This window comes from Latilactobacillus parasakei (genome assembly GCF_049674265.1).
In the GTDB taxonomy this organism is placed as follows: domain Bacteria; phylum Bacillota; class Bacilli; order Lactobacillales; family Lactobacillaceae; genus Latilactobacillus; species Latilactobacillus sakei.
The window spans coordinates 1,526,437-1,547,266 of record NZ_CP186861.1; the positions used below are offsets into that span (position 1 = coordinate 1,526,437).

Below are 20,830 nucleotides of genomic sequence, written 5' to 3' on the forward strand. Positions count from 1 at the left end.
CGCTTATTCACGGTACTAGGTTAAGCCTTCACAATATAAACACCTGAAACGCACTCTTGATTTAAATGTGCTTTTTGAAACTGACTTTTGCGCTTAGCATCACTCGTCAAACAACTGCCTGCAGCAGTTATTCACCGAGCTGTGCTAATGCTCAAAGTCAAACCGTCTCAAACGCACTCTTTTAGTATTCACCTTGCGAATACGATATCGACGAAAACTTATTGTAGGTTTTAACGAATAACAGCTTTACCGTGCCCCGCGCGCCAGCCCGGTTTTTTTCAATAATCACTTCGACTTCACCGACATCCGCATTTTCCGGATCTGGTGCTGGTTGACTGCCTCCATCTTCGCCGTCTTCCCCTGGTTCATCGCGATAATAATCATCACGATACAAGAAGGCGACGATATCGGCATCTTGTTCGATTGAGCCTGATTCACGAATATCAGATAATACTGGTCGTTTATCCTGACGTTGTTCCACGCCACGAGAAAGTTGTGATAAGGCAATTACAGGAACCCGTAATTCCTTCGCTAACTTTTTCAATTGCCGTGAGATTGCTGAGACTTCTTGTTGCCGGTTTTCTTGGCCGGAACCTTCAATCAGTTGCAAGTAATCGACCACGATTAGGCCAATACCATCTTTTTCCTTCGCTAAGCGCCGACATTTAGCCCGAATTTCGGCCATTTTCACGCCGGGTGTATCATCGATGTAAATGTTGGCTTTTGATAAACTGCCCATCGCAATAATCAGATTTTGCCATTCTGATTCTTCTAATTGACCGGTTCTCAAGTGGTTGGCATCAATACTGCCTTCTGCACACAACATCCGGTTAACCAGTTGTTCGGCACCCATTTCCAAACTAAAAATAGCGACGTTTTCGTTGGTCATTTTGCCGATATTTTGTGCGATATTCAAGACAAAGGCGGTCTTCCCAACCCCGGGACGGGCCGCTAAGATGATCAATTCGTCTTCATGCAAGCCAGCCGTAATCTTGTCGAGGTCTGGATAGCCGGTTGAAAGACCGGTAATACTTTCCTCTTCTTGATAGAGCTTATCGATATGTTCAATCGACGTGGTTAGGACGTCCGAAATTGATTTGAAGCCGGCTTTATTTTGCTGTTCAGAAACCGCCATGATTTCTTGTTCAGCCGTATCCAAAATATCCGTCACATCTTCATCTTGCGCGTAACCCTTGGCGACAATGTTTTGTGCCGTTTGAATTAAGCGTCTGAGCATCGCTTTTTCAGAGACAATCTTCGCGTAATAAACCACGTTGGCTGCGGTTGGCACTGCATCAGCTAATTCAGCCAAATAACCAATCCCACCGATATCTTCCAATTGATTGCGGGCATCAAGTTCACTCTTGATTGTCACCGCATCAATGCCTTCGCCCCGTTCATTTAGTTCAACCATCGTTTCGAAGATTAGGCGGTGCGCCTTACGATAGAAATCATCGGCAGTCACGTATTCCATCGCTTCAACTAATGCGTCGCTATTAATGAAAACAGCGCCTAAAACCGCCTGTTCCGCTTCATTATTCTGCGGTGGCGTATGTTCGATTAGTTCATTATTCACCATTTTATCTCCTTTTGGCTTGTTTGCGTTATTGCATCTAGTTTACTTAAATTTCTCTCCAGATACAACCTGTCACCATAATAAAAGACCGTGACTTTGATTGCAATCACGGTCTTTTGGATAATTAAAAAATTTATTCTGCGACGATGTGCACCCGGATTGTCGCTGTTACATCTGGGTGAATCCGGACGTCAACATTGCGATAACCAAGCGCTTTGATTGGTTCTGGTAAATCAATTTTACGTTTATCAACTTTGATTTTGTATTGTTGTTCTAAGGCTTGTGCGATTTGTTTGCTTGGAATTGAACCGAATAAACGGCTGTCTTCGCCAGCTTTAGACTTCACTTCAACGATTGTTTTATCGTCTTCAATCTTCGTCTTTAAAACCTTAGCTTCTGCTAATTCAGCAGCGGCATTCTTAGCTTCAGCGTGTTGTTGGCCTTTTAAAGCACTGACAGCAGCTGTTGTGGCTGGTTTAGCCTTACCGTTTTTAATTAAGAAGTTTTGTGCGTAACCATCTGGCACGTCTTTCACTTGGCCCTTTTTACCTTTACCGCGTACGTCTTCTAAAAAAATAACTTTCATTACGTTTACCACCTTTTTAATTAATCGTTAGTTGCGTTTTCTTCCGCTTCTTCTGGATCAAATAATTCGGCCAGAACGGCTAATAACTTAGCTTTGGCTTCTGAAACCGTCGCATCCTTCAATTGGGTTGCCGCGTTGGATAAGTGACCACCGCCACCCAATTTTTCCATAATCACTTGAACATTGACGTCCCCTAAACTGCGTGCCGAGATGGCAATCATGCCGTCTGGGCGTTTCACAATAACGAAGGCCGCTTCAATGCCAGATAACGACAAGAGGGTATCAGCTGCTTGGGCTGCAATGACGGGATCATAACTGCGATTGTCTTCCCCCATACATAATGCCATATTGTCCTCAACCATTTCAATGGTTTCAATCAAATGATTCTTTTGAATATAATTATCGACGTTTTCTTTTAACAGATGTTGGACCATTGAGGCGTCCGCCCCGACAGACCGTAAGTAACTAGCGGCATCAAACGTCCGCGTCCCGGTCCGCATTGAAAACGACTGCGTATCAACCGTAATCCCGGCTAACATCGTGGTTGCTTCAAACTTGTTAATGTTGGCCACGTTTTGTGGTTGGTATTCAAACATTTCAGTCACTAACTCACACGTTGAAGAAGCGTAGGGTTCGATATAAACCAACATTGGGTTTTCTGGGAACTCTTCCCCCCGACGATGGTGATCGAGCACAATCGTCCGTTGCGCCAATTTCTCATACAATTTAGGCGCCATCGTAATCGATGGTTTGGAATGATCAACCATTACTAATAAACTATTTGCCGTTGCCTTTTCCACCGCTTCTTCAGGGGAAAGGACTTCGACTGCGATTTCCGGATAACCCTTAACCTCTTCCAACAAGCGTTGAATATCGGTATGAATATTGTTTTGATCAACCACGACATAACATTTCTTGCCGTTCATTTCAGCAATCCGCCGAATCCCAAAGGACGCACCGAGCGCATCCATATCAGGCCGAATATGCCCCATGACAAAGATTGAATCGACCTGCTTGAAAACTTCCTGCAAGGCTTGCGAAATCATGCGCGCACGCACTCGGGTCCGTTTTTCCATCGGGTTCGTTTTACCACCGTAGAACCGGGCTTGACCATCGTTGGCCTTAACGACCACCTGATCACCACCACGGCCAAGGGCTAAATCTAAATTACTCTGAGAAGTCGTCGCTAAAACGGCTAAATCAGATTCCCCATAGGCAAAGCCAACACTCAAGGTTAACGGGAAGTTTTGTTTTGAAGTTTCTTCACGAATCTCATCGAGAATCTTAAACTTCTCTTTTTCAGCCGCATGGAGCGACTTGGCGTAGGCGAGGACGAAGAAATGATCATCATCAACCCGTTTTAAGAACATTTGGAACTGATTAGCCCACCGAGAGAGCTCGTTAGTGACGTAGTTATTCAGATTAGAAATAGCTTGATCATCCATTGTTTGGGTGATTTCGTCATAATTATCTAAAAAGACTTGGCCAATTGCAACCTGTTCGTCTTCATAACGATCTTCAATCGCCGCATAACGCGTAATATCGAGAAGGTAAACCACCCCAATACTTTCTTGGATGATAATCTGGAATTGATTATCGCCCCAGTGAACGAGCTTGGTTTCATTGGAGTCTTCATTTTGGATGACTAATTCGGCCAATTCCGGATCGACTTCTTTAATCGTTTTTCCAAGGACTTCCTTATTCCCCAAGTATTGTTGTAAATAAGGATTGGTCCATTGAATTTCGCCTTTTTCATTGTAGAGCAAAATTCCGATTGGCATCTTGATTAAGGCCTCTTGTTCGCCCCGTTTAATCCGGTAGGACAAATCCGAAACATACTTGGCAGTATTTTCCGTGACCGTCTCAATCGCGTACAAGACGGTGATTAAGGTCCCAATTAAGAGCACGAACAAAATCAAAGCGATGAGCCAATTTAACATCGCTGCAAAGATCAGGCTGACGGCGGTCAACCCTAATAAGACTAGGGCCACCATCCGCAAGCGCGCATCATCTAGAAACTGCGGTAATTTTAATTGCTTAATTTTATTTTTCATGTAAACTCCTTAACTCTAAAGAAACAAGTATTTTAGGCAGCACATCTTGATTTGAACAACTTGGTTCTTTACTAAATCTTAAAGAATCATACTTTATTCTAGCACAAATACCAATTAAAAACCGCTCTCAGCCCGCAATTTAATCCCGTGTTCGCCTCTTAGAAACTAAAAAAGTCACCAACCAAGAAACTTGGTTGGTGACTCTAAAATTAATTTTTAGTCTTCTGTAACGAATGGTAATAAGCCCATAATCCGTGCGCGTTTGATTGCAATTGTCAAACGACGTTGGTTTTTAGCACTTGTACCAGATACCCGACGAGGTAAAATCTTACCACGTTCTGAGATAAAACGTTTCAATAAATCAGTGTCTTTGTAGTCGATATATTCGATGTGGTTAGCAGCGATGAAATCAACCTTACGACGACGACGGTTGCCGCCTCTTCTTTGTTGAGCCATTGAAAGTTCCTCCTTCCAAAACAGTTTATTTTAGAAAGGTAAGTCATCATCCGAAATATCAATCGCTTGACCATTATTTGCAAATGGATCGGCTTGAGTGTTATTTGCGGCTGGTGCGTTACCCGTTTGTTGAGGGCTGGTAAATCCAGATTGTTGGCTACCATTGCTTTGATTACTATTAAAGTTCTGACTTGCGCCATCACCTTGCCGTTGCTCTGTTGTTGTCCGTGATTCTAACAATGAGAAATTATCGACAACCACTTCAGTCACGTAGACACGTTGACCTTGTTGATTTTCATAATTTCTAGTTTGTAGACGGCCATCAACCCCTACTAATGAGCCCTTTTTAGTAAAGTTAGCGAAATTTTCCGCTGATTTACGCCAAATGACACAATTAATAAAGTCTGCTTCACGATCGCCGTTAGCGTTCGTGAATTGACGGTTAACTGCCATTGAGAAAGTCCCAACTGCAGCACCACTAGAAGTGTAACGTAAGTCAACATCGCGTGTTAGCCGACCAACGAGTACAACTCGATTAATCATTCTGTCAGCTCCCCTCTATTCAATATTACAATTCAAAATTAGTCTTCGCGTTTAACGATCATATGACGTAAAATTGCGCCATCAATCTTAGCTAGACGATCAAATTCGTTTAAAGCTTCATCATTATCAGCTAAAACATTTACGATATGGTAAATGCCTTCGTGTTGATTGTTGATTTCATAAGCTAAACGACGTTTTGACCAGTCTTTTGAATCAACCACTTCAGCACCGTTGTCTTTTAAGATGCCGTCGAAACGGTTGACAAGGGCTGTTTTACTTTCTTCATCAAGTGTTGTTGAGATGATATAAGTAACTTCGTATTTTGATTGAGCCATGACTGTTCACCTCCTTATGGACTTTAGGTTCTTACCTGTGTAAGAACAAGGAGTAACTGACTAATATTACTATTAGCCTCACGATTTAGACCCTGTGCCTAAATCACAGATACTCACAAGATAAAATTCTATCATAAATAGCACGTAAATACAAACTTAAAAAAAATCGTTTTTGCTAACACGCTTGTTAATCCTTACAAGTGTAATTACGCAAAAACGATTTTTATTTTTTTAAATTAGTCGTTATTTGGTTCGTTTTGATTCTCTTCAGCACGGGCTAATAAATCATCAACTTGTGCTAAGCCAGTGTCCGTCACGTTTTCAGTTGGCACTGTTGGTTCAGTCGTTGCAGTTTGTGTTTCAGGTTCATCTGGTTCAGCTTCGACTTTGGCCATTGTTGCCACCTTCGCTTCGTCATCCACGCGGATCAAGCGTACACCAAGTGTTGCCCGACCGGTTTGTGACACGTTAGCCACCTTGAAACGAATCAAGACGCCGGTATCAGTAATCAAGAGAATGTCTTCTTCGCCAGTTACTGCTGCAATCCCGGCTAATGGACCATTCTTTTCAGTGATATTGGCAGTCTTAATCCCTTTACCACCACGACCCTTGATTGGGTAATCGCTAACGGCTGTTCGTTTCCCATAACCTTTTTCAGAAATCACTAAGATTTCTTGACCCGGAATCAACAAGTCAGAACCAACAACATAGTCGCCTTCGCGTAAACGAATCCCACGAACGCCGGCTGCTGTCCGACCCATTGAACGAACGGCTGTTTCACTGAAGGAAACGGCGTAACCATTATGCGTCCCGATAAAGATGTTTTGTTGACCATCAGTCATCAAGACGTTGCTCAACTCATCATCTTCATGCAAGGTCAATGCTTTCAAACCATTGCTCCGGATATTGGCGAATTCGCCAACGGCCGTCCGTTTAACCGTCCCTAAGCGGGTAATGAAGAACAAGGCTTGTTCAGGCTTGACTTCCTTACCGATATTAACCACGGTTTGAACACGTTCATCCGAATTAATCCCTAAGAGATTAATAATTGGAATCCCTTTAGCTGTTCGACCGTATTCTGGAATTTCATACCCTTTAGCGCGGTAAACTTTCCCAGTATTGGTAAAGAAGAGGAGCACTTCATGCGTTGAAGTTGAGATTAAGTGTTCGATGAAATCATCATCGTGGACACCCATCCCTTGAATCCCACGGCCGCCACGATTTTGAACTTTAAATTCACTCGCTGGCAAGCGTTTGATGTAGCCATTATGCGTTAAAGCAATAACGACGTCTTCTTCTTCGATTAAGTCTTCATCTTCGATACTGAGGACTTCGCCGACCAATAATTCAGTCCGACGTTTGTCGCCAAATTTACTTTGAATTTCTAACAATTCATCATAAATGATTTTCTTAATGCGTTCTGGTTTGGCTAAGATATCTTTCAAATCAGTGATCAACGCCATCAAATTATTATATTCATTTTCAACTTTGTCACGTTCCAAACCGGTTAAACGAACGAGTCGCATATCCAAAATAGCTTGGGCTTGTTTGTCTGATAACTCATAGCGTTCCATTAACAAGACTTTAGCGGTATCGCCCGTCTTTGAACTCCGGATGATTTGAATAATAGCATCGATATGATCCAATGCAATTCGCAAACCGGCCAAGATATGGGCTCTTGCTTCGGCTTTCTTCAAATCAAATTCAGTCCGACGACGAATCACTTCTTCTTGGTGAACTAAGTAGTGTTCAAGAATTGATTTTAAGCTTAAGACTTTTGGGGCACCATTAACGATGGCCACCATGTTGAATGAGAATGAGGTTTGTAATGGTGTGAGTTTGTAGAGATTATTTAAAATCACTGAAGCACTCATATCACGGCGAACATCAATCACAATCCGCATCCCGTCACGATCGGATTCATCGTTTAAATCGGTGATCCCTTCAAGACGCTTGTCCCGTGCTAATTCGGCAATTCTTTCGACTAATTTTGCTTTGTTGACCATGTACGGAATTTCAGTCACGATAATCCGTTCGCGCCCGTTTTTCTTAACTTCAACATCGACTTTGGCCCGCAACGTAATCGTCCCTTTACCGGATTCATACGCATGACGAATGCCAGATTTCCCCATTACTAACCCACCAGTTGGGAAGTCAGGTCCTGGTAAAGCATCCATCAAATCGGCGGTTGTTGCATCAGGATTATCCATCAAAATATGGATGGCACTGATGACTTCAGCCAAGTTATGAGGTGGAATATTGGTCGTCATCCCGACCGCAATCCCGGTTGCCCCATTGACTAACAAGTTCGGGAACCGTGCTGGTAAAACAGCGGGTTCACGTTCTGAATCATCGTAGTTTGGGACATAGTCGATTGTATTTTTATTGATATCCCGGAGCATTTCAACGGCCATCTTGCTCATCCGCGCTTCGGTATACCGCATTGCAGCGGCCCCGTCACCATCGACGGAACCAAAGTTACCATGTCCATCAACTAACATGTACCGGTAACTAAATTCTTGTGCCATCCGCACCATTGCTTCATAGATCGGTGAATCACCATGTGGATGGTACTTCCCCATAACGTCCCCAACGATTCTGGCGGATTTCTTATAAGGTTTTTCGGGTGTCACCCCTAATTCATTCATTCCGTATAAAATCCGGCGTTGGACAGGTTTTAACCCATCACGAACGTCTGGTAAGGCACGCGCAACAATGACACTCATTGCATATTCCAGGAATGATTTACGCATTGTCTTAGATAAATTGACGTTTTCAATCCGACCGTCTTGGCCAATTTCGTTTGCCATTAATCGATAAACCCCTCTCAATCAGTCTTTCACGCGTTATTTAATTCAATTAACACGCAAGCTCGATGCTAAGCATCGATACTCTTTGAATCCATGTAAACGGCATTTTCTTCAATGAAAATCCGACGAGGTTCAACCCGATCGCCCATTAACATTTCAAAAATTTGATCCGCTTCTTCGGCATCTTCCACGTTAACGCGGAGCATCCGTCTGTTTTCAGGATCCATGGTTGTTTCCCATAATTGGCTGGCATCCATTTCCCCTAACCCTTTGTAACGTTGCACTTCAGGTTTAGGACTTGGTTGGAGCGTCCCTAACACTTCTTGTAATTCTTCATCGGAATCAATGTAACGCATCATCTTCCCTTGTTTAACACGGTACAAAGGTGGTTGTGCGATATACACGTAACCCGCTTCAACGATTGGCCGCATGTAACGGTAGAACAACGTTAAAAGTAACGTCCGAATATGCGCGCCATCGACATCGGCATCGGTCATGATGATTAACTTATGATAACGGGCTTTTTCGACATCGAATTCTTGTCCAAAGCCTGTTCCCATGGCCGTAAAGAGCGTCCGAATTTCTTCATTCGCTAAGATTTTTTCCATGCTAGCTTTTTCAACGTTCAAGATTTTCCCACGAATTGGCAAGATAGCTTGCGTTAAACGTGAACGACCTGATTTTGCTGAACCGCCGGCAGAATCCCCTTCGACGATGAATAATTCTGAGATTTCAGGATCTTTACTACTGTTATCAGCTAACTTACCAGGTAAATTAGAGATTTCAAGACCATTTTTCTTCCGTGTAACTTCACGCGCGCGTTTAGCGGCTAAGCGTGCTCTAGCAGCCAATGAGCCCTTATCAACGATTTGACGAGCGATTGATGGGTTTTCCATCAAGAACTTCGTAAAGTGATCTGAGAACATCCGATCAGTAACTGAACGCGCATCCGCATTACCTAACTTCGTCTTAGTTTGACCTTCGAATTGAGGATCTGGATGTTTAACTGAGACAACAGCCGTTAAACCTTCACGAACATCTTCCCCTGAAAGGTTTGCATCACTTGCTTTGAAGATATTTTGCTTTGTTGCGTAGTCGTTAATGACCCGCGTTAAAGCCGTCTTAAAGCCGGATTCATGCGTCCCACCTTCGTAGGTATGGATGTTATTGGCAAATGTTAACAAATTGGTCCGATAATCATTCGTATATTGAAGCGCCACTTCAACAGTAATCCCGTTTTGTTCGCCTTCAACATAGATTGGTTCATCAAGGAGTGTTTCCTTCTTTTCGTCTAAAAATTCAACGTAACTCTTAATCCCACCTTCATAGTGGAATTCAATTTTTTCATGGGTATCAGCCCGTTTGTCAGTAAATGTTAGTTTTAAGCCCTTATTCAAGAATGCTAATTCGCGAATCCGAGTCGTTAAAATTTTATCGTCATAGATTGTCGTTTCCGTGAAAATATCAGGATCTGGCACGAAATGGACTTTAGTCCCATGTTCATGTTCGGGTGCGTCGCCAATCATTTTCATTGGTGTTTGAACTTTCCCACGTTTGAAATCGATGTAATAACGCTTGCCGCCTTGTGTAACAACGGCGTCTAATTCAGTTGACAAGGCATTAACGACTGAGGCCCCAACACCATGCAACCCACCAGAAACTTTGTACCCGCCGCCGCCAAATTTACCACCAGCATGCAAAATCGTAAAGACGGTTTCTAGCGCTGATTTACCCGTTTTGGCTTGAATCCCAACTGGAATCCCCCGGCCGTCATCGGTCACCGTAATACTATTATCAGGTTCAACGACAACGTTAATTTCAGTCGCAAACCCAGCGAGCGCTTCATCAATTCCGTTATCAATAATTTCCCAAACCAAATGATGTAACCCTTGGGAACTAGTTGTCCCAATGTACATCCCTGGTCGTTTACGAACCGCTTCGAGTCCTTCTAAGACTTGAATTTGGCTCGCATCATAAGATTTGGCCCGTTCTTCTTTTGCCTCAATTTGGGCTTCTGTTTCTTTGTTCAATTGATCATCTGCCAAGAAAAATACCTCCATTTGATCGTCTTATTATGCCAACTATTCTGCTTGTTCTTCTGTGACGACCCCGTTGGTGACTGTAAACACGCGCGGCGTCGCAATAATTTCTTTTTTAACATTCTCTAAACTGGTTGTTGTGAGGAATGTTTGGACTTTGTTTTGGAACGTCTTCAACAAATGTGTTTGGCGTAAATCGTCTAATTCCGACAACACATCGTCCAGTAATAAAATCGGGTATTCCCCGGTTTGGGCCTTCATCAAGTCAATTTCGGCCAATTTGACACTCAACGCGGTTGTCCGTTGTTGCCCTTGGGAACCAAAGGCCTGCACATCCTTATCGTTGACTAAAAATTGAACATCATCGCGGTGGGGACCAATCAACGTCGTGCCTTGTTCAACCTCACGGGTTTGTTGTTTCTCATACAAGGTTTGAAATTGTTGATAGAGTTCTTCGACACTTTGATCCAATTGTACTTCTGGAATCTGACTTTGATATTTAAACGTCAAGACTTCCCGATCCTTAGTAATCTCCTGATGCAATTTTTGGGCCCATTTTTCCATTTTTTGGAGAAACTGGCGCCGGGCTACGGTCACTTCCGCCCCGTAAGCCGCTAATTGATCGGATAAAACACCTAAATAAACAAGATCCTTGTCTTGTCGCCGTTGGAGTTGCTTTAGGTATTGATTACGCTGTTTCAGAATTGATTTGTATTGCGAAATATTATAGAGATACTTGCTACTCATCTGCCCGAATTCCATATCGATGAAATGGCGTCTCACAGCTGGCGAACCCTTAACGATGTTTAAATCCTCCGGCGCAAATAACACGACGTTTAGCTGACCAATATATTGTGATAATTTGGCCTGTTCTAAATGATTGACCTTCGCCTTTTTACCTTTTTGGCTTAAAACGAGTTCTAACGGGGTTTTCCCTGCAGAACGTTGGACCAAACCGGTAATTTTAGCGAAGTCTTCATGCCATTGAATTAATTCGCGATCGGTATTCGTGCGATGTGAGCGGGCCAAGGCTAAAACGTAGATTGCTTCTAGTAAGTTCGTTTTCCCCTGCGCATTTTCACCAATCAAGACGTTCGTATCCGGTGAAAAGTGCACATCAACTGACTCATAATTACGATAATGATTCAGTTGTAGTTCGCTTAGATACATAGCTGCCTACAATCTTTCTTGTTGTTTAACGATGAATTGGCCGTTATCTGGGACTTCAATGACATCCTCTGGATATAACTTCCGGCCACGTCGATCATCAGGTTCGCCGTTGACTAAAACCGTATTTTCTCTTAGGAACCATTTGGCTTTGCCACCTGTTTCAATAATGCCGGCTTCTTTTAGGAGTTGTCCTAATGTGACGAATTCAGCCTCAAGTTTAATTTCTTGTGTCATATTAACCCACCATTCTTAACGATATTAATTACTGGAAAAATAACGATCCGTTATACCTAGTAATTATAGACTTTTTTAGCACTAAAAACAAATAAACATGGTTAAAATGCTTTCTCAGCGTTTTTGACAAAATTACCCCTCTCCTACTAGAAATATCTTAAATCGCTGTAACCGAATTTATTTTAATTCTAGTTCACAAAAAAACGCCTCTCATCGAGGCGTTTTTGAGTTGTTATTTAATTTTAGAATGTCCGGACTGGTGTGATCAATTGAATATAGTGTTCTTGATCTTCACTTGGAACCAACGTAAATGGTCGTAAAGCAGCCGTAAAGTTAATCACGATTGTTGTTTGGCCAAATGAACGCAAGGCATCCTTCATGTAGTCAGGGTTAAATGAAATTTCAAGAGATTCACCCGTGAGGTTTTCAAATTGAAGGGCTTCTTCAACATTCCCCACATCTGGTGAATTACCATAGATAATCGCCGTGTTAGCCTCTGTATCGAGTGTCAAACGGACAACGTTATTGCGACTTTCATGGGATAACAATGACGCCCGTTCGATAGCGGCCAATAAGACTGGCGCGTTAAATTCGATTTGGGTACTTGATGAAGTTGGAATTAAGCGTGCTGTATCAGGATAGTTACCTTCTAACAAGCGTGAATAAAAGGCTAAGTTACCAGCTTTAAAGAGGACTTGGTTTTCAGCAATCCGAATTTCAACGTCTTCGGCATCATCCGCAAGCGTTCTTGAAAGTTCTACCAAACTCTTACCAGGAATGATGACGTCATAATTGGCATCACTTGGAAGCGCAACTGTTAGTTTCCGTTGTGCTAAACGATGGCTATCAGTCGCAACGGCTAACATTTCGCCATTGGCTAGGACCAAGTGGACCCCAGTTAAGATTGGGCGACTTTCTTGATTAGAAACGGCGATAACGGTTTGGTGAATGAGTTGTTTCAAAACGTCAGTGCTGATGCTAAATGTATTTTGCCCTGCAATTTCAGGAAGGTGTGGATAACTATTAGCGTCTAACCCGTTGATTGTAAATTCTGATTTACCGGAGCGAATTGTTGTTTGGAAATTATTTCCAACTGCAATTCGCATCTGATCTTCTGGTAATTTTTTAACGATTTCACTAAAGAAACGTGCTGGTAACACAATTTCGCCAACTTCTTCGACGACTAATTGGTTTTTTTCATCTGAGGCTGACAATGTTGCTTCAATTGAGATATCCGCATCACTACCGGTTAGCGTCAAGCCTTCTTGCGATAGAACTAGTTTAAGCCCTGTTAGAATCGGAATCGTTGTTTTAGCTGAAATAGCCCGTTGTACATCATTGAGTGTTTTGATAAATAGGGCACGGTTAATTGAAAATTTCATAGGTGCTACCTCCGAGGGTGAATATTATATATATATTAAAAGAATTTAAAGTAATAGTAGTAGGGCCTGTGGAACCTGTGGATAAGTATTAAAAGTCAATAATCTCACAGTTTCCCACCTGTGGATAAGATGTGTGGAATCCTTAGGATAACTTCTGGCTTTATCCACAGCCTGTTTTTAAGACTTCATTGTGTTCTTCAAATCCAAAATGGCATCTTTTAGATTCTGATCGGTTGTCAAACTTTGACTAATCCGTTCATGGGCATGCATGACGGTCGTATGATCTTTACCGCCAAATTCTTGGCCAATTTTAGGTAATGAGCTATCTGTCATCTCGCGGGCAAGGTACATTGCGATTTGGCGCGGTAACACAATCTCTTTGACCCGCTTGCGACCTTTAAGATCGGCAACGGTTAAGCTGTAATATTTAGCAACTACCGATTGAATCTTGGCAATTGAGAGCTGACTAGATTTACCGTTGAGTTTCAAGCCCTTGAGCGCATCGGCTGCTAGACTCGTTGTAATCTCAGCGTTTTGCATCGTTGCATAGGCTTGGACCCGGACGAGTGCGCCTTCTAATTCCCGGACGTTGGAATCGATTTGACCAGCAATATAACTGAGCGTATCTTCTGGAATTTCCAGGTGTTCCGCATCAGCTTTATTTCTTAAAATCGCAATTCGCGTCTCAAGATCAGGTGGCGTGATATCGACTGGTAACCCCCATTTAAACCGAGAAACTAAGCGTTCTTGCAGCTTTGGAATCTCATTTGGGAGGCGATCAGAGGTCAATACAATTTGTTTCTTATCATTATAGAGATCATTAAACGTATGGAAGAATTCTTCTTGTGTCCCTTCTTTATCAGCGAAAAATTGAATATCATCCACTAATAAAAGGTCGACGTTCCGGTATTCTTGTCTAAATTTCTCTTGATTCTTCGTTTGAATCGAATTGATAAAATCGTTGGCAAAAGCCTCACTCGTCACGTACTTAACGTTCGTTTCGGGTTTGGATTCGAGTAATTGGTGACCAATCGCCTGCATCAAATGGGTTTTACCTAAACCAACACCACCGTATAAGAAGAGGGGATTGTATAAGACACCAGGTTCTTCGGAAACCACCAAGGCCGCAGCGTGGGCCATTTGATTGCCTTTCCCAGTGACAAACGTATCAAATGTATATTTACTATTTAAATGCGTTTCGCGTAAAAAGGTTGGTGTTTCAGCCTTCGTTAAGACGTGTTCTTCTTCTGGTTCAAGCGGTGTTAGGTTGTCAGATTCACCAGGTAACACAAAAATAGGGGTCAGCTCGATTTCCGCAAACTCATAGGCCCCTTCAACGACTTTAGTCGCCAAGTTATTTTCCCAGTATTCTTTGTGCAAGACAGAAGGCACTTCAATTAGTAGTTCGTTAGCTCTAAAAGCAAGCGGCTTAGCGGTTTTAATCCAAGCGTTAAAGCCAACCGTGGTTAGATCGGTTTGGAATTTTTCTTGCAGATAATTCCAAAGTTCCTGAAGATCAGGCATGTAGCGTGTCCTCCTCACATAAAATCACCACTTTATTGAAAAATACTCAATAAAGAAAGACTAAATACATTCTAGCATTCTAAAAAAAAGTTTTCCACAACAAGAACAAAATCCACAGGATAAAAATAAAAAGTTATGCACTCATCCACAACGAGGCGGATAACTTTTATTCCGGGGTGTGGACAACTGAGAAACACACAGCAATTTTAGAGTTATCCACAAAAACGGATTGAAAATAGACGCTTCCATAGTGCGGGTTCTTCAGACTTATTCACAGCGTTAAAAACAGGTGTGGATAACTAATAAACACCCTGTGATTCTCTGGATAACTCTGGTAGGTTTGCTGGGGATAAAATTTATGTTAAAATCGACTAGTCAGGTTATCCACAAGAAAAACAAAATTTTTCGGATCTGTGGACAACCAAATTTAACGAATTTTTTTACAGAAAGTGTTTTAACTTCTATAGAAATATGCTATTATATTTTAGTGAATGTCATAGGTGGTTATTGCCGCCAGTTGTTTCTCAGATAAGAAAACAATAGACATAGTCAATTAGGAGGTGCCAGATTAATGACTACAAAGAGAACATTTCAACCAAAGAAACGCCATAAAGAACGTGTTCATGGTTTCATGAAACGTATGAATACTAAGAACGGTCGCAAGGTACTTGCAAGACGCCGTGCTAAGGGCAGAAAAGTATTATCTGCATAGGCCACTGATGCTTCAGTGGTTTTTTTATTATCCTCAATTTATTAATAGAAATGCCGGAGTGAATTATGAGAAAGTCGTACCGTGTTAAAAAAGAACAAGATTTCCAAACGGTTTTTGATGCAAGCCAATCAGTGGCCAACCGCAATTTTGTGGTTTACCGCTTAGATAAGCCTGGTCAAAAACATTTTAGAGTCGGTCTTTCTGTCGGTAAAAAAGTGGGTAACGCAGTGATGCGTAATCAGGTGAAACGTTATATTCGCCAAAGTATTACGGAGTTGAAACCAGATTTGTTGCAACCCGTTGACTTTTTGGTGATCGCAAGACGTGGCGCTAACCAATTAACGATGGCAGAAACAAAACAAAATTTAATCCATGTCTTCAAGCTAGCTAAGTTATTAAAGGAAGAAGCGGATTCTGCTTCTGAATAAGTGAGGGATTGAGAGTGAATTCAAAAAATCGCAAACGACTATTATTAGTCGCTAGTTTATTCTTATTTATGCTAATTGCTGCCGGGTGCAGTACGACACCTGTTAACAGTGCTAGCACTGGTTTCTGGGATCACTATATTATTTATAACTTCTCACGATTCCTGTTGTGGTTAGCTGATATCTTTGGTGGTAGTTATGGTTGGGCCATCGTTGCCTTTACCATTATTATCCGATTGATTATTTTGCCATTAACTTGGTGGCAAAGTAAGACAATGATGAAGCAACAAGAAGTGGCGCCTGAAATTCAAGCCCTTCAAAAGAAATACGCTTCTAAAGATGTTGAAACACAACAAAAATTACGGGAAGAAACACAGAAACTTTACGCTGAAGCAGGGGTCAATCCTGTGATTGGTTGTTTACCATTATTGGTCCAAATGCCAGTCTTGATTGCCTTGTATCAAGCCATCTACCGGACATCTGCTTTGAAGAGTGGGTCATTCTTATGGATGCAACTTGGTAAAGCTGATCCGTACTTTATTATGGCGATTTTGGCGGCCGTCTTTACGTTTGCCACATCATACTTAACGATGATGTCACAACCAACGAAGAATGCCACAACAACCGCAATGCTCTGGGTAATGCCAATCATGATTTTCGTGATGGCGATGAACATTGCGTCAGCCGTTTCAATTTACTGGGTGGTCACAAATGCCTTTTCTGTTGGTCAAACAATGGTGATTCAAAACCCATTCAAGATCCGTCGGGAACGTGAAGCTAAAGAACAAGCTAAACGTGATCGGGAAAAAGCACTTGCTAAAGCACGTAAGAAAGCAACGAAAAAACGTTAATTTTAAAATTAAAAGACCGACCAGCATTTTATGATATACTCCCCTCAAAGTAGACACTTGAATTATAAAAAGTGTGTACCCAGAGAGGAGTATTTTTGTGAGTAAACGGATTTCATATTTAAAGAAAATCGAAGCAGTTCAAGCTGTACTAAATAATCAAGCATCAATCTCAGCCGTCAGCAAAGATTTTTCTGTAGCCAAATCATCACTACGTGACTGGATTAGAAAATACCAAAAATGGGGCGTTAACGGGATTCGTCCCTACAAGATAGTTAGAAATTATCCCCCACAAATTAAGCACGACGCAGTTATAGACGTAGTAAAAAACGGATTATTAATCAGCGAAGCAATACAAAAATATGATATTAGTGACCGATTAGTATTGAGAAAATGGATAAGGCTTTATAATGAACGAAAGCAATGGAAACCAAAAAGATTGGGGCTTTCGTCTATGAAAAGCGGTCGTAGTACGTCATTTACAGAACGAATTGAGATAGTTGAATATACTTTAAAAAAAGGTCGAGATTATCAAGCAGCAATTCAAAAGTATGGGGTATCTTATCAACAAATCTATAACTGGCTTAAAAAATATGAAAATTCAGGAGCCGAAGGCTTAAAAGATGGACGTGGTCATCACAAGAAAAAGCAAGAATTAACTGAATTAGAACGCTTGAAGCTAGAAAATGTACGTCTAAAAAATAGGAATCAGTATTTAGAAATGGAAGCAGATATCGCAAAAAAAGAAGTGGAGCTCAGACAAAGATTCGGTTATTTTCGTTAACCACAAATGACCTGGAATATACAACAGTATCTGAGCTCCACCAAGAAAAACGGTATTCAATAAAAGCACTATGTGCTTCACTAAAAGTTAGTCGGAGTGGCTATTACAAATGGTTAAAGGCTGGTCCGTCTAAAGCTGAAGAAATCAGGCAAGCACAAGCGGCAATCATTAAAGAAGGCTTTTACCAGTCAGATAAAACATTTGGAGCAATTAGAATTAAATGTGCAATAAGACGTGAACATCAAATAGATATTAATATAAAAACGGTTAGACGCTTAATGAAGATTATGGGACTTGTGTCAGATATTAGACGGAAACGACCAATCTGGCAACGTAGCAGGTCTTTATTTACAGCGGGGAATATTATAAGTCGTGAATTTAATGCGGATAAACCAAATCAGAAGTGGTTTACTGATATTAGCTATCTTAGTTACGGGGATACCGGTGAGCGAGCTTATATAAGTGCCATAATAGATAGTTTTGATAAACGAATTGTTGCCTATCAGATAAGCAAACACAACGACAATAAATTGGTTATGAACACGATACGATTAGCTTTTAAAAGATTCCCTGATGTTAAACCAATCATTCATAGTGATCGAGGTTTCCAATATACCTCAACTGAATATAAGCGATTGATAGAACATTATGGTATTAATGTTAGCATGTCCCGCGCGGGACATTGCCTTGATAATCAGCCGATTGAAAGCTTTTGGGGTATTTTGAAGTCTGAATATTTCTATCGACATACTTTTAACTCACTATCCGATTTAAAAGATGGAATTTACGCATATATTGATTATTATATGAATAAACGATATATGCCAATTTACAATGGGTTAACACCAATCGAAGTATACAAAAAAGCCGTATAGAATATACGACTTTAAAAAAACATTCATTTTTTATAAATCATCTGTCTACTTGACAGGGTATGGTTCATTATGCTGGTCGGTCTTTTTTTGTGTTTTAATAATCTAACTGCTTCAAGCGGAATAAGAAGTGCTGGTCATCAATTGATTTTAAATGATAGAGCGTGACCACTTTGCGTGTTAATTTGGCGTCAATCGGGGCTGCATCGTCAAAGAAATGAAAGTGATCGAAAAACGCCGTGTTAGCTTGTTCGATAAGGGTTAAAAGACCGGCACCGCCCAAGTCGCTGCCGAGGTGGGCGTCATCTGATAGTTGGCTAGCCTTGAGATGTTGACCGTACTGGATCAATTCTGGTCCGGTCGCCATAATTTCGTCAGGGACTTCACGTGTTTTTAATAATGCGGCTAAATCTGCCAATGTGTTGGCTGGTATTTGTTCAATGGTCATGTTCAGCATCGCCTTTCTAGCAGCTATGTATCTGCTTACATCGCTAATATAACAGATTTAAATTAAATGTCTAGTAGGCGTCCGCTTAAAATCGTCGCACTGGTCGCCAAAATTCGTTATAATAGGCGCAATAGTTGAAAAGCGGAGGGCAAGGATATGACTTACTCAGAACAATGGGATTTAGAAACCATTTTTAAAGGGGGCTTAGCCTCACCAGCCTTAGAAAATCGACTCCAAGCATTGGGGCAACAGATTCCGGTTGTTTTAAAAATGACAAGCGACTGGCAATTTGTGTTTGATGAACCGGCCTTTGAACAAATGCAGGCCATCACGACGCAATTACAACAAATTGAATCCGGATTGAAGCAAACGGGCAGTTTCGTCAACATGATTCAATCTGTCGATGAGCGTAACCAACAAGTGGCACCCATGATGGACCGGATCAATCAATTGCAAAATACCGCCCGTCAAATTGATGTTTTATTGACGAAAAAATTGGTGGCCTTGACGGCTGAACAATTCGAAACATTAGTCAGCCAACCAGCCTTTGCACCGATTCAGTTCAACCTACGGGAAAAACGCCAGCAAGGGGCGGACTTATTAGATGAACAAACCGAAAAATTATTGGATCAATTGGCACTCGATGGTTTACAAGGCTGGAGTGATCACTACGATACAATCGTTGCGGAAACCCAGATTCCTTATTTAGACCAAACCTTATCAGCTGGGCAGGCCCAAAATAAGTTTGAATCAGATCCAGATCCTAAAGTTCGCGAAGTGGTTTTTAAAAATTGGCAACAAACTTGGGATCGATTCTCACCAATGTTGGCGGATACCTTAAATCACCTAGCCGGTTTTAGATTGACGACTTATCAAGCTCATGGGACCACCGACTTTATGAAAAAGCCGCTGGAATATAACCGGATGCAACCAGCTACACTGGATGCGATGTGGTCGGTAGTCAGCCAAAATAAAGCACCACTGGTTGCTTTTTTGAACCGGAAGGCCGCTTTAATGGGTAAAAAGCAGTTAGCTTGGCAAGATACTTGGGCACCGGTCGTGGTTGATGATTTTCAAATGACTAAAAAATCGTATGACGAAGCTGCTGAATTTATCATTGCGCATTTCCGGGATTTCAGTCCGAAAATGGCAGCCGTCGCACAAACCGCATTTGAAAAGCGGTGGATTGAAGCAGAAGATCGGCCTGGCAAACAACCGGGTGGCTACATGACCGATTTACCCGAGACGAATGATTTTAGAATTTTCATGACCTATGATGGCACACCCGGCGGCGTCTCAACTTTAGCGCATGAATTAGGGCACGGCTTTCATACGATGATGATTAATCAATTACCTGGCTGGCGGCAAGATTACGCGATGAATGTCGCCGAAACAGCTTCGACGTTGGCGGAATTAATCGTGGTCGATGCAACGGTCAATGAAGCACAAGATCGCGCAACGAAGATTAACTTACTCGATCAAAAAATAACGAACGCCATCGATATGTTTATGAATATTCATGCGCGCTACTTATTTGAACATCGTTTCTATGAAATGCGGCAACAAGGGCTACTAACGCCTGACGATTTGAAAGGCATCATGTTGAGCGCCCAAAAAGAAGCCTATGCGGATGCACTAACGGATTATGACCCATTATTCTGGGCGGACAAACAACATTTCTTCTTCGATGATGTGCCATTTTATAACTTCCCGTATACATTTGGATATCTTTTTTCAATGGGGATTTACGCCAAAGCGCAAAGTGTGCCGGACTTTGAAACGGATTATATCGCACTCTTGCAAGACACCGCTAATATGAGTACTGAAGAATTGGCCCAAAAACATTTAGGTGTTGATTTGACGCAACCGGCCTTTTGGCAAGCAGCGGCGGATTCGATTGCCCGAGATGTGGCGCTCTTTTTAGAACTAACCGCTACCGATTTAGATTAAGTGTCGCTTAAAAAGCGGGCATGTTATACTGATATTAGATAAAAATAAGCGCCCAGTGACAAACTGGCACTTAACGAGCGGA

Annotated in this window: 19 protein-coding genes; 6 read left to right on the top strand and 13 right to left on the bottom strand. The window is 41.8% G+C overall.

The annotated features are described in order from the left end of the window. Window positions 1-181: 181 nt before the first annotated feature. The 12 genes from dnaB to dnaA all read right to left on the bottom strand — a co-directional run bounded on the left by dnaB (window position 182) and on the right by dnaA (window position 14,709). The gene (gene dnaB / locus ACPBEH_RS07710) at window positions 182-1,579 is read right to left on the bottom strand and encodes a replicative DNA helicase (protein WP_016264316.1); all 1,398 of its coding nucleotides are present in this window, start codon (window positions 1,577-1,579) and stop codon (window positions 182-184) included. 130 nt (window positions 1,580-1,709) lie between these two features. After that, the gene (rplI, locus tag ACPBEH_RS07715) at window positions 1,710-2,162 is read right to left on the bottom strand and encodes a 50S ribosomal protein L9 (RefSeq protein ID WP_011373728.1); all 453 of its coding nucleotides are present in this window, start codon (window positions 2,160-2,162) and stop codon (window positions 1,710-1,712) included. 20 nt (window positions 2,163-2,182) lie between these two features. Further along, on the bottom strand, window positions 2,183-4,216 hold the full coding sequence (locus tag ACPBEH_RS07720) for a DHH family phosphoesterase (protein ID WP_424348801.1): 2,034 nt from the start codon (window positions 4,214-4,216) through the stop codon (window positions 2,183-2,185). A 216-nt stretch (window positions 4,217-4,432) separates the two neighbouring features. Next, window positions 4,433-4,672, bottom strand: a complete 240-nt coding sequence (gene rpsR, locus ACPBEH_RS07725; protein WP_004265822.1) for a 30S ribosomal protein S18 — start codon at window positions 4,670-4,672, stop codon at window positions 4,433-4,435. Between the two features lie 30 nt (window positions 4,673-4,702). Beyond that, entirely contained in the window at window positions 4,703-5,215 is a 513-nt protein-coding gene (gene ssb, locus ACPBEH_RS07730) for a single-stranded DNA-binding protein (protein WP_011373726.1), read from the bottom strand. A gap of 38 nt (window positions 5,216-5,253) precedes the next feature. After that, entirely contained in the window at window positions 5,254-5,550 is a 297-nt protein-coding gene (gene rpsF / locus ACPBEH_RS07735) for a 30S ribosomal protein S6 (protein WP_011373725.1), read from the bottom strand. Window positions 5,551-5,786: 236 nt separating this feature from the next. Next, window positions 5,787-8,360, bottom strand: a complete 2,574-nt coding sequence (gene gyrA / locus ACPBEH_RS07740; RefSeq protein ID WP_424348802.1) for a DNA gyrase subunit A — start codon at window positions 8,358-8,360, stop codon at window positions 5,787-5,789. A gap of 68 nt (window positions 8,361-8,428) precedes the next feature. After that, on the bottom strand, window positions 8,429-10,405 hold the full coding sequence (gene gyrB / locus ACPBEH_RS07745) for a DNA topoisomerase (ATP-hydrolyzing) subunit B (RefSeq protein WP_424348803.1): 1,977 nt from the start codon (window positions 10,403-10,405) through the stop codon (window positions 8,429-8,431). A 36-nt stretch (window positions 10,406-10,441) separates the two neighbouring features. After that, entirely contained in the window at window positions 10,442-11,569 is a 1,128-nt protein-coding gene (gene recF, locus ACPBEH_RS07750) for a DNA replication/repair protein RecF (protein ID WP_424348804.1), read from the bottom strand. A gap of 6 nt (window positions 11,570-11,575) precedes the next feature. Next, the gene (gene yaaA / locus ACPBEH_RS07755) at window positions 11,576-11,803 is read right to left on the bottom strand and encodes a S4 domain-containing protein YaaA (RefSeq protein WP_016264312.1); all 228 of its coding nucleotides are present in this window, start codon (window positions 11,801-11,803) and stop codon (window positions 11,576-11,578) included. 242 nt (window positions 11,804-12,045) lie between these two features. Further along, window positions 12,046-13,185, bottom strand: a complete 1,140-nt coding sequence (dnaN, locus tag ACPBEH_RS07760; protein WP_016264311.1) for a DNA polymerase III subunit beta — start codon at window positions 13,183-13,185, stop codon at window positions 12,046-12,048. A gap of 177 nt (window positions 13,186-13,362) precedes the next feature. Beyond that, window positions 13,363-14,709 carry a chromosomal replication initiator protein DnaA gene (dnaA, locus tag ACPBEH_RS07765; protein WP_011373719.1) on the bottom strand — a complete coding sequence of 449 codons (1,347 nt, stop codon included), beginning with the start codon at window positions 14,707-14,709 and terminating at the stop codon, window positions 13,363-13,365. A gap of 571 nt (window positions 14,710-15,280) precedes the next feature. Between dnaA and rpmH the strand changes: the two genes are divergently transcribed. The 5 genes from rpmH to ACPBEH_RS07790 all read left to right on the top strand — a co-directional run bounded on the left by rpmH (window position 15,281) and on the right by ACPBEH_RS07790 (window position 18,353). Continuing rightward, the gene (gene rpmH / locus ACPBEH_RS07770; RefSeq protein WP_004265830.1) at window positions 15,281-15,421 is read left to right on the top strand and encodes a 50S ribosomal protein L34; all 141 of its coding nucleotides are present in this window, start codon (window positions 15,281-15,283) and stop codon (window positions 15,419-15,421) included. A 65-nt stretch (window positions 15,422-15,486) separates the two neighbouring features. Beyond that, a complete protein-coding gene (gene rnpA, locus ACPBEH_RS07775; protein ID WP_011375565.1) occupies window positions 15,487-15,849 on the top strand; it encodes a ribonuclease P protein component in 363 nt (120 codons plus the stop codon). Window positions 15,850-15,917: 68 nt separating this feature from the next. Next, window positions 15,918-16,697 carry a membrane protein insertase YidC gene (yidC, locus tag ACPBEH_RS07780; RefSeq protein WP_199774750.1) on the top strand — a complete coding sequence of 260 codons (780 nt, stop codon included), beginning with the start codon at window positions 15,918-15,920 and terminating at the stop codon, window positions 16,695-16,697. Window positions 16,698-16,794: 97 nt separating this feature from the next. Then, on the top strand, window positions 16,795-17,478 hold the full coding sequence (locus ACPBEH_RS07785) for a transposase (RefSeq protein WP_424348575.1): 684 nt from the start codon (window positions 16,795-16,797) through the stop codon (window positions 17,476-17,478). An 11-nt stretch (window positions 17,479-17,489) separates the two neighbouring features. Beyond that, the gene (locus ACPBEH_RS07790) at window positions 17,490-18,353 is read left to right on the top strand and encodes an IS3 family transposase (protein ID WP_424350054.1); all 864 of its coding nucleotides are present in this window, start codon (window positions 17,490-17,492) and stop codon (window positions 18,351-18,353) included. A gap of 94 nt (window positions 18,354-18,447) precedes the next feature. Here the strand turns inward: ACPBEH_RS07790 and ACPBEH_RS07795 are convergent, their stop codons facing one another. Continuing rightward, window positions 18,448-18,798 (bottom strand): hypothetical protein, encoded by a 351-nt coding sequence (locus ACPBEH_RS07795; protein WP_424348805.1) that lies wholly within the window; start codon window positions 18,796-18,798, stop codon window positions 18,448-18,450. A gap of 156 nt (window positions 18,799-18,954) precedes the next feature. Between ACPBEH_RS07795 and ACPBEH_RS07800 the strand changes: the two genes are divergently transcribed. Continuing rightward, entirely contained in the window at window positions 18,955-20,748 is a 1,794-nt protein-coding gene (locus tag ACPBEH_RS07800; RefSeq protein ID WP_424348806.1) for a M3 family oligoendopeptidase, read from the top strand. The last annotated feature ends 82 nt before the right edge of the window (window positions 20,749-20,830 follow it).

Bases quoted from the DNA above. Each gene is read 5' to 3' on its own strand.
- dnaB (WP_016264316.1), bottom strand. From the start codon at position 1,579: ATGGTGAATAATGAACTAATCGAACATACGCCACCGCAGAATAATGAA.
- rplI (WP_011373728.1), bottom strand. From the start codon at position 2,162: ATGAAAGTTATTTTTTTAGAAGACGTACGCGGTAAAGGTAAAAAGGGC.
- ACPBEH_RS07720 (WP_424348801.1), bottom strand. From the start codon at position 4,216: ATGAAAAATAAAATTAAGCAATTAAAATTACCGCAGTTTCTAGATGAT.
- rpsR (WP_004265822.1), bottom strand. From the start codon at position 4,672: ATGGCTCAACAAAGAAGAGGCGGCAACCGTCGTCGTCGTAAGGTTGAT.
- ssb (WP_011373726.1), bottom strand. From the start codon at position 5,215: ATGATTAATCGAGTTGTACTCGTTGGTCGGCTAACACGCGATGTTGAC.
- rpsF (WP_011373725.1), bottom strand. From the start codon at position 5,550: ATGGCTCAATCAAAATACGAAGTTACTTATATCATCTCAACAACACTT.
- gyrA (WP_424348802.1), bottom strand. From the start codon at position 8,360: ATGGCAAACGAAATTGGCCAAGACGGTCGGATTGAAAACGTCAATTTA.
- recF (WP_424348804.1), bottom strand. From the start codon at position 11,569: ATGTATCTAAGCGAACTACAACTGAATCATTATCGTAATTATGAGTCA.
- yaaA (WP_016264312.1), bottom strand. From the start codon at position 11,803: ATGACACAAGAAATTAAACTTGAGGCTGAATTCGTCACATTAGGACAA.
- dnaN (WP_016264311.1), bottom strand. From the start codon at position 13,185: ATGAAATTTTCAATTAACCGTGCCCTATTTATCAAAACACTCAATGAT.
- dnaA (WP_011373719.1), bottom strand. From the start codon at position 14,709: ATGCCTGATCTTCAGGAACTTTGGAATTATCTGCAAGAAAAATTCCAA.
- rpmH (WP_004265830.1), top strand. From the start codon at position 15,281: ATGACTACAAAGAGAACATTTCAACCAAAGAAACGCCATAAAGAACGT.
- rnpA (WP_011375565.1), top strand. From the start codon at position 15,487: ATGAGAAAGTCGTACCGTGTTAAAAAAGAACAAGATTTCCAAACGGTT.
- yidC (WP_199774750.1), top strand. From the start codon at position 15,918: ATGCTAATTGCTGCCGGGTGCAGTACGACACCTGTTAACAGTGCTAGC.
- ACPBEH_RS07795 (WP_424348805.1), bottom strand. From the start codon at position 18,798: ATGACCATTGAACAAATACCAGCCAACACATTGGCAGATTTAGCCGCA.
- ACPBEH_RS07800 (WP_424348806.1), top strand. From the start codon at position 18,955: ATGACTTACTCAGAACAATGGGATTTAGAAACCATTTTTAAAGGGGGC.